Origin of the sequence: Blattabacterium cuenoti (assembly GCF_014251655.1) — a bacterium.
Lineage (GTDB): Bacteria > Bacteroidota > Bacteroidia > Flavobacteriales > Blattabacteriaceae > Blattabacterium > Blattabacterium cuenoti_I.
This window is the reverse complement of sequence record NZ_CP059225.1, coordinates 275,578-292,147: the sequence shown is the minus strand read 5'-3', so window position 1 is coordinate 292,147 and position 16,570 is coordinate 275,578. Positions and strand designations below refer to the sequence as shown.

At 25.0% G+C, this 16,570-nt stretch carries 16 protein-coding genes; 8 read left to right on the top strand and 8 right to left on the bottom strand.

The features are described 5' to 3' along the window. Positions 1-14 precede the first annotated feature (14 nt). On the bottom strand, positions 15-794 hold the full coding sequence (locus tag H0H63_RS01385; protein ID WP_185858761.1) for an undecaprenyl-diphosphate phosphatase: 780 nt from the start codon (positions 792-794) through the stop codon (positions 15-17). A gap of 20 nt (positions 795-814) precedes the next feature. Continuing rightward, positions 815-2,743 carry a DNA topoisomerase (ATP-hydrolyzing) subunit B gene (gene gyrB, locus H0H63_RS01380; protein ID WP_185858760.1) on the bottom strand — a complete coding sequence of 643 codons (1,929 nt, stop codon included), beginning with the start codon at positions 2,741-2,743 and terminating at the stop codon, positions 815-817. A 99-nt stretch (positions 2,744-2,842) separates the two neighbouring features. On the opposite strand from gyrB, the gene argH reads away from it, so the two are divergent. Next, positions 2,843-4,231, top strand: a complete 1,389-nt coding sequence (argH, locus tag H0H63_RS01375; protein WP_185858759.1) for an argininosuccinate lyase — start codon at positions 2,843-2,845, stop codon at positions 4,229-4,231. Here the strand turns inward: argH and trmD are convergent. Then, on the bottom strand, positions 4,209-4,874 hold the full coding sequence (gene trmD, locus H0H63_RS01370) for a tRNA (guanosine(37)-N1)-methyltransferase TrmD (RefSeq protein ID WP_185858758.1): 666 nt from the start codon (positions 4,872-4,874) through the stop codon (positions 4,209-4,211). The genes argH and trmD overlap by 23 nt on opposite strands. A 91-nt stretch (positions 4,875-4,965) precedes the next feature. Between trmD and der the strand changes: the two genes are divergently transcribed. Genes der through H0H63_RS01355 form a run of 3 tightly spaced genes read left to right on the top strand, consistent with a single transcriptional unit; the run spans position 4,966 to position 9,245 of the window. After that, the gene (gene der / locus H0H63_RS01365) at positions 4,966-6,288 is read left to right on the top strand and encodes a ribosome biogenesis GTPase Der (RefSeq protein WP_185858757.1); all 1,323 of its coding nucleotides are present in this window, start codon (positions 4,966-4,968) and stop codon (positions 6,286-6,288) included. A gap of 43 nt (positions 6,289-6,331) precedes the next feature. Next, positions 6,332-6,937: a Holliday junction branch migration protein RuvA gene (gene ruvA, locus H0H63_RS01360; protein WP_185858800.1), complete on the top strand. Its 606-nt coding sequence runs from the start codon at positions 6,332-6,334 to the stop codon at positions 6,935-6,937. Between the two features lie 19 nt (positions 6,938-6,956). Then, positions 6,957-9,245 carry an inorganic phosphate transporter gene (locus tag H0H63_RS01355; RefSeq protein WP_185858756.1) on the top strand — a complete coding sequence of 763 codons (2,289 nt, stop codon included), beginning with the start codon at positions 6,957-6,959 and terminating at the stop codon, positions 9,243-9,245. 9 nt (positions 9,246-9,254) lie between these two features. Here the strand turns inward: H0H63_RS01355 and H0H63_RS01350 are convergent, their stop codons facing one another. Both H0H63_RS01350 and H0H63_RS01345 read right to left on the bottom strand, forming a co-directional pair. Then, on the bottom strand, positions 9,255-10,226 hold the full coding sequence (locus H0H63_RS01350; RefSeq protein WP_185858755.1) for a LuxE/PaaK family acyltransferase: 972 nt from the start codon (positions 10,224-10,226) through the stop codon (positions 9,255-9,257). Further along, on the bottom strand, positions 10,223-10,765 hold the full coding sequence (locus H0H63_RS01345; protein WP_238784424.1) for a CvpA family protein: 543 nt from the start codon (positions 10,763-10,765) through the stop codon (positions 10,223-10,225). Before H0H63_RS01345 ends, H0H63_RS01350 begins: the two co-directional genes overlap by 4 nt. On the opposite strand from H0H63_RS01345, the gene H0H63_RS01340 reads away from it, so the two are divergent. Both H0H63_RS01340 and pheS read left to right on the top strand, forming a co-directional pair. Beyond that, entirely contained in the window at positions 10,757-11,104 is a 348-nt protein-coding gene (locus H0H63_RS01340; protein ID WP_238784423.1) for a hypothetical protein, read from the top strand. The two genes, H0H63_RS01345 and H0H63_RS01340, sit on opposite strands and share 9 nt — an antisense overlap. A gap of 2 nt (positions 11,105-11,106) precedes the next feature. Continuing rightward, positions 11,107-12,090: a phenylalanine--tRNA ligase subunit alpha gene (gene pheS / locus H0H63_RS01335; protein ID WP_185858754.1), complete on the top strand. Its 984-nt coding sequence runs from the start codon at positions 11,107-11,109 to the stop codon at positions 12,088-12,090. Here the strand turns inward: pheS and rlmB are convergent. Both rlmB and H0H63_RS01325 read right to left on the bottom strand, forming a co-directional pair. Further along, a complete protein-coding gene (gene rlmB / locus H0H63_RS01330; RefSeq protein WP_185858753.1) occupies positions 12,087-12,842 on the bottom strand; it encodes a 23S rRNA (guanosine(2251)-2'-O)-methyltransferase RlmB in 756 nt (251 codons plus the stop codon). The genes pheS and rlmB overlap by 4 nt on opposite strands. A 385-nt stretch (positions 12,843-13,227) precedes the next feature. Continuing rightward, positions 13,228-13,554, bottom strand: a complete 327-nt coding sequence (locus tag H0H63_RS01325) for a YtxH domain-containing protein (protein WP_238784422.1) — start codon at positions 13,552-13,554, stop codon at positions 13,228-13,230. Positions 13,555-13,590: 36 nt separating this feature from the next. Between H0H63_RS01325 and murB the strand changes: the two genes are divergently transcribed. Together murB and H0H63_RS01315 are read left to right on the top strand one after the other, a co-directional pair. Next, positions 13,591-14,628: a UDP-N-acetylmuramate dehydrogenase gene (gene murB, locus H0H63_RS01320; protein ID WP_238784421.1), complete on the top strand. Its 1,038-nt coding sequence runs from the start codon at positions 13,591-13,593 to the stop codon at positions 14,626-14,628. Positions 14,629-14,691: 63 nt separating this feature from the next. Then, a complete protein-coding gene (locus H0H63_RS01315; RefSeq protein WP_238784420.1) occupies positions 14,692-15,483 on the top strand; it encodes a purine-nucleoside phosphorylase in 792 nt (263 codons plus the stop codon). 10 nt (positions 15,484-15,493) lie between these two features. Here the strand turns inward: H0H63_RS01315 and H0H63_RS01310 are convergent, their stop codons facing one another. Beyond that, a complete protein-coding gene (locus H0H63_RS01310) occupies positions 15,494-16,504 on the bottom strand; it encodes an Mrp/NBP35 family ATP-binding protein (RefSeq protein ID WP_185858750.1) in 1,011 nt (336 codons plus the stop codon). Positions 16,505-16,570: the final 66 nt, after the last annotated feature.

Sequence of the window (16,570 nt, the reverse complement as noted above, 5' to 3'; positions counted from 1 at the left end):
TTTGATTCAAATTTTTAGATCGGTTTCAAGTAATGTATAACAATAAAAAAAATTCCTAAAATAATTCTATAGTATCCGAATAATTTAAAATTATTTAAGTATTTCATAAAATATTTGATCGCCATCATTCCCGTTATGAACGATACTATATTTCCTACAAATAATAATTCTATTTCTTTAAATGTAAAAGCATTTAATTGAAAATAATAATCAAATAATTTTTTGCATGTTGCAATTCCAATAACAGGAACAGATAAAAAAAAAGAAAATTCGATAGATTTTCTCCTATTAATATTTTGTAGCATACAAGCAATAATAGTAGCAGCACTTCTAGATACACCTGGTATCAAAGCCATACATTGAAATAATCCAATAATGAAAGCTTTTAAATAAGTAATATTATTCATTTTTTTTGGAAAATTTTTTTCATACAAATTTTCTACTTTAAGAATAACGAATCCTCCTATAAAAAGAGAAATAGCTACTACAAGTGGATTGTTTAACAAAAAATGGATTATCCTATTCAATAACAAACCCAAAATTCCTACAGGAAAACTAGCCAAAATAATTTTTATATAAAAATTCCATTTTTGAAAAAAAAACTTTTTTCTATACAAAAATACTACCGATAAAACGGCTCCAATCTGAACAGAAATAAGAAATAAATTGGTTATTCTATCATGAAGAATGCCCATTATGGAAGCAATAAGGATCATATGTCCTGTAGAAGAAATAGGAAAAAACTCTGTAATTCCTTCAATAAATCCTAATAGGATTGATTGAATATAATTCATAATAATTTATTTTTATTAGTTTATACATTAATTTTTGCATGTATTGCATTTTCCTCTATAAAATTTCTACGTGGGGTAACTTCATCTCCCATAAGAATAGAAAATGTTTTTTCTGCTTTAAAATCATTTTCTATTTTCACTTTTCGAAGAGTTCTATTTTTTGGATTCATAGTTGTTTCCCAAAGTTGTTCTGCATTCATTTCTCCTAATCCTTTGTAACGTTGAATATGGACATATTTTCTTCCTCCTAGTTGATGAAGAATATTTTCCCTTTCTTCATCATTCCAAGCATATCTATAATGATTTCCTTTTCTAATTAAATAAAGAGGTGGGGTAGCAATATAAATATGCCCTTTTTCTATTAAGGGTTTCATATAACGAAAAAACAATGTTAAAATTAAAGTAGAAATATGACTTCCATCTATATCAGCGTCTGTCATTATAATAATTTTGTTGTATCTCAATTTTTTTACATTTAAAATTTTTTGATCTTCTTCTGTACCAATAAAAACTCCTAAAGAAGTAAATATATTTTTTATTTCCTCATTTTCAAATATTTTATATTGAATAGCTTTTTCTACATTAAGAATCTTTCCTCGTAAAGGTAAAATAGCTTGAAATTTTCTATCTCTTCCTTGTTTAGCTGTTCCCCCAGCAGAATCTCCTTCCACCAAATAAATTTCACAGTTTTCTGGATTATTGAAAGAACAATCAGCTAATTTTCCAGGTAAAATACTATTGTGAAAGGGATTTTTCTTTTGTATCAATTCACGAGCTTTTCTAGAAGCCTGACGTGCTTTAGCTGCTAATATAACTTTATCAATAATTTTTTTTCTATCACTAGGATGTTCTTCTAAATATATATTTAGCATTTCTCCAACAATTTTATCTACAATACCTCCAACTTCATGATTGCTTAACTTCGTTTTAGTTTGTCCTTCAAATTGCGGTTCCATTACCCGAACAGATATAATAGCTGTAATTCCTTCTCTAAAATCATCTCCAATCAATTCTACTTTATCCTTAGATAAAAAACCATATCCATCTATATATTTTTTTAACGTTCTTGTTAAAGCTCTTCGAAACCCAGACAAATGAGTCCCTCCTTCATAAGTATTGATATTATTCACATAGGAATAAATTTTTTCTTTAAAAGAAGTATTGTATTGCATGGCAATTTCTACAAAAGTATTATCTTTCTCTCCTTCAATAAAAATCATATTCTTAATTAAAGATTCTTGATTTTTATCTAATATCGGAAGATATTCTTTTAATCCATTTTTAGAAAAAAAAGATTCTTTAATGTTATTTCTTTCGTCTTTTAAAAATAAAAATAATCCTTTATTTAGAAAGGATAATTCTTTTAATCTGTTAGCTATTATTTCATAATTATATGTAATGGAATTAAAGATAGATTGATCCGCAATATAATGAATTTCAGTTCCTTGCATATTTGTTTTTCCCAAACATTTGACAGAATCAATAGCTTTTCCTTTTAAATACTCTTGTTGATAAATTTTTCCGTTTCGGTAAATGGTAGCTATAAGTTTTTTAGACAAAGCATTAACACAGGATATCCCTACTCCATGTAACCCTCCAGAAACTTTATAAGAATTTTTATCAAATTTTCCACCTGCACCAATTTTAGTCATAACTACTTCAAGGGCAGATATCCCTTCTTTTTTATGAATATCTATTGGAATTCCACGTCCATTATCTAGTACAGTTATAAAACCATTTTTGTGAATCGTTACCCATATTTTATTGCAAAAACCGGCTAAGGATTCATCTATAGAATTATCTATTACTTCGTATACTAAATGATGCAACCCTCTAGTCCCTACATCTCCAATGTACATAGAAGGTCGTAGTCGGATATGTTCTATTCCTTCAAGAGATTGAATACTATCTGCTGTATAATCTTTTATAGTATGATGTTTTTTATTCATAATTGATTCATTAATTAAAATTAGAAATTTTTCTTTTTTTACATAAAAATTTATAGTTTTATATGTTAAAGATAGAAAAAATATAAAAATGTTTTTTTCGTGAAAATTTGGAATAATAAGATAGATTTTAGTTTTGATAAGAAAATAGAAAATTTTACTTCAGGTAAAGATTCTAAAATAGATTTACTTTTAGCTCCACATGATATTATTGGAACCATAGCTCATGTTATCATGTTAAAAAGTATTGGATTATTAAATAAAAAAGATCTAAAAATTTTAATTTATGAATTACGTAATATTTATGTAAACGAAATATTAAAAAATAACTTTCAAATTCATGAAGGAATAGAAGACATTCATTCTCAAATAGAAATTTTGTTAACTAATCGTTTAGGAGAAGTAGGAAAAAAAATACATAGTGGTAGATCTAGAAATGATCAAATTTTATTAGATTTGAAACTTTTTATTCGTGCAGAAATACAAGAAATAGTTTCTATTACTTATTCTCTTTTTGACTTATTACTAGAATTAAGTGAAAAATATAAAAATATATTAATGCCAGGTTATACTCATTATCAAATAGCTATGCCTTCTTCTTTTGGTCTTTGGTTTGCTGCATATGCAGAAAGTTTAATAGATGATTTATTATTAATTCGTACGGCATATCGTATTGTAAATAAAAATCCACTAGGTTCTGCTGCTGGATACGGTTCTTCTTTACCTTTAAATAGAAAAATGACAACGTATTTATTGGGATTCGAAGAGTTGAATTATAATGTAATATATGCTCAAATGGGACGGGGTAAAATGGAAAGAATAGTTTCAGAATCTATTGCTTCTTTAGCAAATACTTTAAGTAAAATGGCTCAAGATATTTGCTTATATTCAAATCAAAATTTCAATTTTATTAGTTTTCCTGATCATTTAACTACTGGATCCAGCATTATGCCTCATAAGAAAAATCTAGATGTTTTTGAAATGATACGAGCTAAATGTAATAGAATGATTTCATTACCTAATGAAATTTCTTTGATTTCTTCTAATTTATGTTCCGGATATCATAGAGATTTTCAAGTAATTAAAGAAAGATTTATTCCTATTTTTGAAGAAATAAAAAAATGTTTTTCTATGTTTAAGTATATGTTACGTCATATCATAGTTAGAAAAGATATTCTTAAAGAAGAAAAATATAAATATTTGTTTAGCGTAGAAGTAGTGAATAGACTTGTTATTGAAAAAGGATATTCTTTTAGAGAAGCTTATAAAAAAGTAGGGGTAGAAATACAAAACAACTGTTTTAAACCTTTTACAAATAGTTTTTATTCTCATGAAGGAAGTATAGGAAATTTATGTAACAAACAAATTAGAAATTTGATGAAAAATGTGATAAAAGAATTTGACTTTGATAAAATTAATGAAGTAGTAAAACGTTTAGTTTATCGTCATATTCATTTTGACGATTCTTCTATGAATCCAATTTTTTTTTAAGTTGCATAGATTTTTTATAAAACCAATCTTTTATTTTTTTATGATGTCCAGACAAAAGTATTTCTGGGACGCCCCATCCTTTATAAACTAATGGACGAGTATAAACGGGAGGAGCGATCACGGTTTTTTCTTGAAAAGAATCCGTAAGAATAGAATCTCTATTTCGTATAACTCCAGGAAACAATCTAGTTACAGCTTCTACTAAAACAGCAGCCGCTAATTCTCCTCCAGATAAAATATAGTTTCCAATAGATATTTCTTTAGAAATTAAGTGATCCCTAATTCTCTGATCAATTCCTTTGTAACGTCCACAAAGAATGATAATATTTTTTTTATAAGTTAAAGATTGAGCATATTCTTGCGAAAAAATTTGACCATCAGGAGTCATGAAAATGATTTCATCATAATTTCTTTCTGAAAAAAGTTTTGAAAAACATCGATATACAGGTTCTATACGAATAACCATACCGGATCCTCCTCCATAAGGATAATCGTCTATTTTTTTTCGCTTTCCTAATCCATATTGACGTAAATCGTGAACATAAATATCAATAAAACCTTTATCTATAGCTCTTTTTATCATAGAATTAGAGAAAGGACTATGAAGAATTTCAGGAACTATACTAATAATATCTATACGCATTATTTTTTTTTTTTTTTGAATATACACTTTGACTAATAATCTAGGAATGAAACTAATGAAAAAATTCTACCTTTGTGAATAATTTATAAAAATGAATTATGTTGTATCGATAATAGGACGTCCTAATGTCGGAAAATCGACTTTATTTAATCGTATCTTAGGAAAAAGGAAAGCGATTGTTCATGCCACTAGTGGGGTAACAAGAGATTGTATTTATGGAAATTCAGAATGGAATGGAGTCCAATTCTCTGTAGTAGATACAGGTGGTTTTACGACATCAAAAAATAATGTACTTGAAAAAGAAATAAAAAAAAAGATCTATATAGCTATCCAAGAGGCTCATGTCATTTTATTTTTAGTAGACATAAAAATGGGAATATTAGATACAGATAAAGAAATAGCTCAAATACTAAGAAAATGTCAAAAAATAGTTGTATTAGTAGTAAATAAAGTAGATAACGTAAAATCTATATATTCTGACACAGATTTTTTTTGTTTAGGTTTTTTTAATTATTACTATATATCAGCTATAAATGGAAGTGGAACAGGAGAATTATTAGATAAATTAGTAGAAATTTTAAAAAAAGAAGAATTCGTTCAAAAAAATGAATCTATCATAGAAAAAAAGGTTATTCCTCGTTTTTCCGTTGTAGGACGACCAAATGTTGGAAAATCTACTTTAATAAATTCTTTTTTAGATAAATACCATCATATTGTCACGGATATTTCTGGAACTACAAGAGATAGTCTTGATGTTTTATACAAAAAATTTGGATATGAATGTATTTTATTTGATACTCCTGGAGTAAGAAAAAAATCAAAAATAAAAGAATCCATAGAATTTTATTCCACTATGAGAAGTTTGAAAACCATAGAATATACTGATGTTTGTTTTTTAATGATAGATGCAGTAAAAGGATGGGAAAAACAGGATATGAACATTTTTAGATTAGTGAAAAAAAATTATAAAGGAGTTATAATTCTTATTAATAAATGGGATTTATTTCATAAAAATATGCAGAAAAATTTAGAATCTTTTATTAGAAAAAAAATATATCCATTTTATAATGTTCCTATTCTTTTTATATCTGCTAAAAATAAAGATGGAATACATGATATTATACCTATAGCTGATCAAGTTTTCAAATCACGTACAAATAGATTAAAAACAAATATTTTAAATAAAATTATGTTGCCAATTTTAAAAAAAAATCCTCCTCCTTCTATAAAAAAAAATAAGTTAATCACCATCAAATATTGTACCCAACTTCCATCATGTACTCCAAAATTTATTTTTTTTTCGAATTTTCCTCAATACATCAACAAATCTTATAGAAGATTTGTTGAAAATAAGATTCGTTATCATTTTGACTTTATAGGGGTCCCCATAAAAATTATTTTTAGAAAAAAATAATTTTTTAGGATTGATTATCTTATTACCTGATCATCCCCATACCGTGATAACACATTTAAGAGGACAATTAATAGAAAAAAATCAATCTTATTTAATAATAGATTGTCATGGAGTAGGGTATCATATTTATATATCCTCATATACTTATTCTTATTTGTTAGCAGAAGAAGAAGGAAAAGAGATATATATACATACATACCTTTTTATAAAAGAAAATAAATATGGGTTGTATGGTTTTTTTGAAAAAATAGAGAGAAAAATATTTTCTTATTTGATATCCGTAAATGGAATAGGTCCAAATTCTGCTATCATGTTATTATCTTGTCTCACTCCATATGAGATAGAAAAATCTATATATAAAGAAGATATTCAAGTATTTAAAAAAGTAAAAGGAATTGGAACAAAAACAGCTAAAAGAATTATTATTGAATTAAAAGATAAAATCTCTAAAGAGATTATGAATAATTCTAAAAAAGAAAAAAACGTAAAATTTTCTGAAAAAACATCTGTAAAAAAAGAAGCTTTAAACGCTTTGATTGTTCTCGGATTTTCTGCTAAAGAATCTAAAAAAGTTTTAGATGATATTTTAGATAAACATCCAGAATTTTCTATAGAAAATATCATTAAAGAATCTTTAAAAAAATTGTAAAAAATTATTTTCAATTATTATGAAATTTTTTTATCCATCAATTGTAGTGTTTCTTTTTTTATTATCTATATTTGATCTTATTGTTGGGTTAATTAATGATGCCGTTAATTTTCTGAATTCTGCTATTGGATCTAAAGTCGCTTCTAGAAAAACTATCATGTTTTTTGCTAGTTTAGGTATTTTATTAGGAGCTTTTTTATCTAGTGGAATGATGGAAGTAGCAAGAAAAGGTGTTTTTGACCCTTCCTATTTTTATTTTTCAGATACTATCTTTATTTTCTTAGCAGTTATGATATCCGATATAATTTTACTGGATATTTTTAACACTTTAGGACTACCTACTTCCACAACGGTATCTATGGTTTTTTGTTTATTGGGTGGGGCTTTTAGTATAGCGATGATCAAGATGACTTCTCCATTAAATAATGAACCTTTTCATCATTTAACTTTGTACATTAAAGCAGAAAAAACATTCATTATTAGTATAGGTATTTTTTTATCTATTGTAATTTCTTTTATTTCAGGAGCTTTTATTCATTATTTTATTCGTTATTTTTTCAGTTTTGAATATGAGAAAAGATTAAAAGATGTTGGAGTGATATGGGCTTCCATTTCTTTAAGTTGTATGACTTATTTTCTCCTTGTAAGAGGATTACATAGTACTATTAATGAGGATAATCATATAGGATTTTCCTTATTCATTCAACATTTTATTAAATGGATTCACCATAATTTTTTTGTTTTTTTAATACTATTATTTTCAACATGGGCTATTATAGCAAAAATATTGGTTTCTTTAGGATATAATATATTAAAATTTATTGTTTTATATGGAACTTTTTCTTTAGCTATGGCTTTTGCAGGAAATGATTTAGTAAACTTTATAGGGATTCCTATAGCTGGAATCCAGTCTTATCATATATGGAAAAAGGCTGGAAGCCCCCCAGCTGAAACATTTAATATGAAAAATCTATCTGATAACGTAGAAGTTCCATCTTTATTTTTGATTTTTTCAGGGATGATTATGATATTCACTCTTTGGTTTTCTAAAAAAACAAAAAATATCACCAGTACAGAAATTAATTTAAGTAGACAAAATGAAGGACCAGAAAAATTTTTATCTAATTCTTTTTCTAGAGGTATTGTACGATTTTTTTTATATTTAGGAAATCATTTTTTTAAATTATTACCTAAAAGATTTTTGGTTCAAATAGAAAAAAATTTTAAGAGAAACAAATCCAAAGAAAACGTTGCTTTTGATCTAGTTAGAGCTTCTGCTAATTTAACCATATCTAGCATATTGATATCTATAGCTACGGTTCAAAAATTACCACTATCTACCACTTTTGTCACTTTTATGGTCTCTATGGGAACCTCTCTTTCAGATAGAGCTTGGGATAGAGAAAGTGCTGTTTATAGAGTCTCCGGTGTATTAAAAGTGATAAGAGGATGGTTTCTTACAGGATTAATAGCTTTTACTATGGCAGGAGTGACGGCTTCTTTTTTATATTTTTTTAGAGAATGGGCTTTATCCTCTCTCATTTTTTTAATATTATTTGTTTTTTACAAAAGTTATAAAAACTATCATAAAACACAAAAAAAAGAAGAAAATAAACCGTTTATTGGAATAGTAACCCTTACTTTAGAAAATACTTTAAACACCACCTTTGATATTCTACAACCTATACTTGAATACATAGAGAATATTTATAAAAATAGTATAGAAGGAATTACTAAAGAAAATTTAAAAACTCTTCAAGATAGCCGAAATAATTTTTTATTAGTAGAAAAAAATTTTACAAGAATTATGCATAATTCTTTAATTCAAGTTATTAGAAAAACAAAAAATAATGAAAAACCTATTTCTGGAATACTTTATCTACATATATACAACAAAACAAGAGAGATTATTGAGTCCTCCGACATTATCACTAATCACACTTTATTTCATGTAATTAATAGCCATAAACCTTTAAAATATCAACAGAAAAAAAATCTAATAATACTTGAACATCTTATGATTGAACATTTCAAGATTATCAAACAAATAACAATAGATAAAAATTGTAATAAGATTCAACTCTCCTATCCCATTCAAAATAAAATTATACAAAAAATAGAAGAACAAATAAATCAACAGGTAATGGGGATCATTCATCAAAAATATGGAACAAAAAATACATTTTTAATGTTAGATCTTCTTTTACAATCAAAAAAAATAACAGAAAGTATAGAAGATATTATTCTATTATATCATGATATACCTCTATCATCATCCAAAAAAGGAGCAGCTTTTCTAGCTTGTTAGTTATTTTTTTTAATTTAACATGAGGCTACATCCTCTAATATCTGAAAAATCCGTTCTTCCTAATACTTGAAATTCCTCATCATTGATTTTTTTTCCTAAATCTTCGGTAGAAATAAAAGGACATGATAAGTAATTTGATAAATCGATAATATCAATCCCTCCTATTTTATTATTTTTTATGTGAATAAAAGGATCTTCCGGGTCTCGGATATATATTTTCATCCAAGGAGGACATCGGAAAATTCCATTTTTTTTTGCATATGCTTGAGAAAGCAATTCTGTCATTCCATATTCCGAGTGTATTTCCTTTACATAAAAAGCATTTTTTAAAAAATCATGCAATTCTTCTCTAATTATCTCTTTTCTTTTTCCTTTCATTCCTCCAGTTTCCATAATTATGATTTCTTTATTTTCCATTTTTTCCATATTATGTATAAAATCTAATAAAGAAAAACTAAGTCCAAAAATAAAAATATTATCCTCATTTTTTTCATAAATTAACCGTCTTTTTTTTTGATAAGGAACGAAAAAACTTCCATTTTTATGGGTTTCTTGTATCAAATATTTAGCCATATAAATTAAAGAAGAATCTTTCCTTCTATCAGAAGGAAAAAATCCTAAAAACTTAAAATTTTTTATTGGACCGTAAAAAAATTCAAATCCATTTTTAATGCTATTAATGTAAATGCTTAAATCTGCTATATAATGTGTACTTTTTATCCCTGTAGTTCCGCTGCTACTGAAAACAATATCTGGGGAAGTCTTCCTACTATTACTCCAAATACGATGAGTTTTAAAAAAAGATATAGGTAAAAAAGGAATTTCAGAAATGTTTTTTATTTCTAATGGATTTACTTTTAAATATTGAAGATAATTTCTGTAAATATTATTATGATGAACTTGATAATGAAATATATCTAATGTTAAATCTTCAAATTCTTTTTTAGATAATATTGAAAAAATTTTTTTTTTAAAATTCATACATTTATTTTAAAATAAAAATATAATTCTTTCAATTTATTAAATAAATATCCTTTTTTATAGAAAAAAAATTGAAATTCTTTTTCAAAAGAATTTTGAAAAAAATTATAAGGAACTATACTTATTTTTTTATTTGTCTCTTTTAATAAAAAAAGACATATTGATATATAAAAAAAATATTTTATCATACCTAATATCGCCCCAATTAATCTATCCATTGGGGTCATCCATGTAATCAACATTATAAACTTTATTATTTTTTTAGTTAGAAAAGCTGAAAAAATTATAGAACATAATGAAATTGTGATAGAATAAATTATCAAAAAATCAGATTCCTTATTTTCTATTTTTTTTAATATTTCTGTTACATAATTGAATATATAAGTTCCTTTATAAATAAGGATAAAAAATATCATAAATACAAAACATTGAGAGACTAATCCTTTTTTATACCCATGATATCCTCCATATAAAACTATAATGATAATAATTATATCTAATATGTTAAACACATTAAAAAAATTTATATCATGCATCATCATATCAATAATTGGAATAAAATCATATTATATATACGAAATCATTTTTCCATAGAAGGGAAAGTTGATATTATTGGAATTATTTTTTTAATAGGAATCCAAGAACTTGGAAAAGGTAAAAATAAATTTTTAAATAGAGATGATAAAATTAATATTTTGCATATTGCAATATGTAGAATTCTGGAACCTTTTGGTTATTATTTATTTATTGGAAGAGATAAGGATGGATGGCCCCACTATACACTAAAAACACAGATTCCTTTTAATAAGGAAGAACAATTGTTCTTATTAAAAAAAGCAATTATTCGTTATATGTGTGAAGAAAATATTATTGAATAAATATGGATAAAAAAATAAATAAAATAAAAGAAGAAATAAAGTGTTTTTCTATTAAAACATATCATGACTCAGAAACATTCAGAATTAAATTTTTAGGAAAAAAAAAGGGAATTATAACCATTTTTTTGAAAGAATTAAAAAAAGTTTCTATTCATAAAAGAAAAATTTATGGAAAAATTATTAATGAATTAAAAAAAGAAGTTCAAAAAAAAATAAGTATTTTTCTATCTCAGAATGAGATTATAAACGAAAAAATACAAAAATACGATCCCACTATTCCTGGAAAATCAATAGAAATAGGATCTTTTCATCCCATATCTATTCTAAAAAATAGAATGATAGACATTTTTATGAAAATTGGGTTTACTTATGTAGATGGACGTGAAATAGAGGATGATTGGCATAACTTTACGGCTTTAAATATTCCTATTGATCATCCATCTAGAGATATGCAGGATACATTCTTTTTATACAAGGATCCAGATATTTTGTTGCGAACACATACATCTTCTGTACAAATACGATATATGAAAAAACATCGTCCTCCTTTTCGTGTTTTATCTATAGGAAAAGTATATAGAAATGAAACTATTTCATCACATTCAAATTTCATGTTTCATCAAGCAGAAGGATTTTATATAGATAAAAAAGTTTCTTTTTCCGATTTAAAACAAGTAATTCATTATTTAATGACTTCTCTTTTTGGAAAAGCAAAAATAAGATTTCGTCCTTCTTATTTTCCGTTTACAGAACCTAGTGCGGAAGTAGATCTATATTGTAATAGTGGATGGGTAGAAATTATGGGTTGTGGAATGATAGATCCAAAAGTATTAAAAAACGTAGATATTGATTCGGAAACTTATTCAGGATTTGCTTTTGGAATAGGAATAGAACGTTTGTCTCTAATAATTTATAATATAAAAGATATCCGTATGTTTTTTGATAATGATGTACGTTTTTTAAAACAATTTACAAGTGAGTTTTAGAATGATATTTGATTTCTTTGTCTAAATACTTCATATAGAATAATACCACAAGCTACAGAGACATTTAAAGAAGAAATTCCTTTCATATTTACTGGAATTTTTGCTTTTTCATAGGACATTTCTAAATATTTAGAAGAAATTCCTTTTTCTTCATTTCCTAGTATTATAGCTATTGGACCAGAAAAATCAATATCATACCAAGATGTATCAGATTTTTCTGTGGCCGATACTATTTTTAATCCAGAGTTCATTAAAAACTCTATAGTATTCTTAATATTTTTTTCTTTACATATTGGAACTTGAAACAAAGCTCCAGAAGAAGTTTTTATAGAATCCGATCCAATCATTGCTGTATTATTTTTTGGAATAATAATAGCATCTACTCCTGCACATGCAGAAGTACGTATTATAGATCCAAAGTTTCTTATATCCGTAATACGATCTAGAATGATCAAAATTGGATTTTTCCCTTTTTCATAAAATATAGGAAGTAAATCTTCTATATGATAAGTTTTTATAGGAGAAAGTAGAGCGAAAACTCCTTGATGATTTTTATTTTTTAATTGGTAAAATTTGTTTTTTGGAACAATTTGAATAGGAATATTTTCTTTTTTGGAAATATTGATTAAATGTTTGTACCCGTTAGATCTTTGTCTAAATCCTCTTAGAAAAAAAAGTTTACTAATAGATTTTTTAGCTAAAATAGCCTCTATTAATGGATGTATCCCATAAATAATTTCTAATTTTTTCATAATCCATAAAGAACTCAATGCCTTTTTTTATCAAAAATTTTAGGAATGGATTTATTTAATAAATTTCTGATAAAAAATCTTATAATTCTTTTACAAAAAAGAAATATAAAAAGAAAGATAAAAAAATATAAAATAGTTAAAATTCCAAATCCCAAAACATAATTTTTCAAATAAAAAGAAAGGAAAAAACATAATGATAGACTTGATGAAAAAAAAATAATAATGCAAAATATCAATAGAAAAAAATAAAAAAAAATATCTGTCATGATGTAAATCAATTCTCTCATTATCTTATTCTTAATAATAGCCCATTTTCTATGAATAAAATTTCTAATAAAAATAAAAAACATCCTATAAATCTATAACTATAAAAAATAAAAATTTATTAAGTTCCTAGTTCATCTTCTACTTGATCCATTTTATCTTTTATTTTATCTTTTATTCTTCTTTTTGATTTCCATCTAGATTCAAAGTCTGATTTAATTCTATGTACTTTTTGTCCAATTTTTTTACTAATTTCCTGTAAATTATCTCTTAGTTCTTCTGTTTTTTTTCCTAATATATTTTTTATTTTATCCTCTTTTCTTGAAGATAATAAAATTCCTACCATTAAACCAGCCATGGTTCCTATAATAACTCCTAAAAAAAAACTTCCTCCTCTTTTCATAAAGAATAACAATTTTATAATATTTTTATAGATAAATTTAATCATTACAATATTTACGTACAAAATTGTATTTGTGTATTTATGAAATATTTTTACATGTTTATTAAAACAAATTTTTCTCTAAAAAAATTAAATACATTTGGAATAAATGTCTATGCTCATTATTTTATAGAAGTGAAAAGTATAGAAGAAGTAAAAAAAATTTTTTATCTGTATCCATCTATTCCTAAACTTTTTTTGGGAAATGGTAGTAATATTCTTTTTTTGAAAAATTATTATCCTGGATTAGTAATGAAAATAGGAATCAAAGGAAAAAAAGTAATAAAAGAAGATGATAATCAAGTTATTGTTCAAGCTTTTGCTGGAGAAAACTGGAATGAATTTGTAAAGTGGACTATTAAAAAAGGATTTAGTGGTTTAGAAAATTTATCATGGATTCCTGGAACTGTTGGAGCTTCTCCAATTCAAAATATTGGAGCATATGGAGTAGAAATAAAAGATACTTTACTAAAAGTACAAGCATATGAAACGAATAATAGAAAAATCATAGAATTTACACATGAAGAATGCCAGCTAAAATATCGTGATTCGTTTTTTAAGCATTATCATTACAAAAACAAATTTCTTATTCTATCTGTTTCTTTTATTTTAAAAAAAAAATATAATAAATTGAATACTTCCTATGTAGGAATAAAAAAAGAATTAGAAAATATGAATATTAAAAAACCTACTATTCATGATTTAAGTAAGGCCATTTTTAATATTAGACGTAGAAAAATTCCTAATCCAAAACAAATTGGAAATGCTGGTAGTTTTTTTTTGAATCCTATAGTAAAAATATTAGATTTTAAAAATATAAAATATAAATATCCCAATATTATGGGGTATGATATTTCTAATGATAAAATAAAATTATCTGCTAACTCATTAATTGAAAATATAGGATGGAAAGGAAAAAAAATTGGAAATGTGGGAACATACAAAAAACAACCTATAATTTTAGTCAATTATGGAAAAGCTAGTGGAATGGATATATATTCTTTTTCTAAAAAAATAATAAAATGCATCAACAAAAAATTTGGTATTTTTTTATCAAAAGAAGTAAATATTATACGATAAGTAAATAAATGAAAAAATTATTGGGATATTCCATTTCATATAATTTGATAAAAACTTGAATTTATGTCAATGACTATGATTTTAGAAAAATCAAAACAATATATACAAAAAAAAATCAAAGAAAAACCTGATTTTGGTATTTTATTATTAGGAAATTTATTTGATAAATTTATAGAGGAAATACAAAATCCTATATGCATTTCTTATGAAGAAATTCCTCTTTTTTCTACAAAAAATTTATATGGAAAATTTTTATTTGGTCAAGTAGAAGGTAAAAATGTAGTATTTTTAATAGAACCTTTTTATGAAGAAAAAAACTGGTCCAACTTCACTATTATTTTATGTAAAAATATAGGGATAGATAAATTAATACTGATTAATATTTCTGGAGGAGTGAATCCTAATTATAAAATGGGAGATGTTATGTTGGTGAAAGATCATATCAATTTATTTCCGGAAAATCCTAACATCAAAAAATTTATAAAAAATAGATTTTTTGATATTACAGAACCATATGATAAAAAAATGATAGAAATAGCAGAAACTATAGCTATGAATCATAACATTATCATACAAAAAGGAATCTATGTCGCTTTTCCTTATTCAAATTATAAAACCTATGCGGAATATGCAATGATACGATCTATGGGTGGAGATAGTATTGGAATGGATATTGTAAAAGATGTTATAATAGCTAGATGTATGAATTTGAGAGTATTTGCCATGTCTATTATTCTAATGGAAGATACAAAAATGAATATTCACGATAATTTTATGAAATCATTTATTCAAAAAATGGAAAAATCTATATCTCTTCTAATATTAATCATCAAAGATTTTATCAAAATTTTTTGATAAAAAAAAACTAGGATAATTGATTTATGATATTTTTTGTAATTCCTATAAAAATATTTCTAATATAATCGTTTTCTAAAACAACAGGAATTCCTAGATCTGAATATTCTTGTATGTTTTGTAACAGAGGAATTTCTCCAATAAAAAAAAGGTTCATTTCTTTGGAAAAATTTTTTACTCCATCTTTTCCAAAAAGAAAATATTTCTTTTCATTTTGAATAAAATAAGACATATTTTCTATAATTCCAAGTATTGGAACATAAATAGATTCAATACGAAACATTCCTACAGATCTATTCACGTCATATAATGCTATCTTTTGAGATGTACTAACTAGAACAATTCCTTTTAATGAAATTTCTTGTAAAAGAGATAGGTGTATATCTCCTGTTCCTGGTGGTAAATCTACAATTAAAAAATCTAATTCTCCCCAATCGGTTTGGTGCATAAATTGTCTAAAAACTTTAGTTACCATGGGGCCTCTCCAAACAATAGCTTCTCCATATTTTGAGAAAAAACCTATAGATATAATTTTAACACCATAACGAATAATAGGATTTATCATCCTATGATTAGGATGATGACTTCTAGTGGAAGAAATGTCTTTTTCTTTAATATCAAACATTAATGGAATAGAAGGACCATAAATATCGGCATCTAATAATCCTACATGAAATCCCATTTGAACCAAAGAAACAGCAATATTAGTTGCTATTGTAGATTTTCCAACTCCTCCTTTTCCAGAAGCTACAGCTATTATATTTTTGATAATAGGTTTCATTTTTTTTGTATTGGCTTCCTCTATTTTTACACATATTGGATATAATATATTTTTATTTTTTATAGAAAGGGTTATATCTCTTATTAGTTTTTTTTTAAAATGCATTGTTGGATTATCTAAACTCAAATAAATAATTATTTTTTTATTGGACCAATCTATTTTCTTTACCAAATCAGATTCAATAATATTATTATCATTAATAATAACATTTTTCAATGCCTTTTCAATTTTTTCTTTCATGATGAATAGAATACTATTTTTCGCAATAGTACAAAAAAAAGGATAGATTTAAATAAAAATTATCAA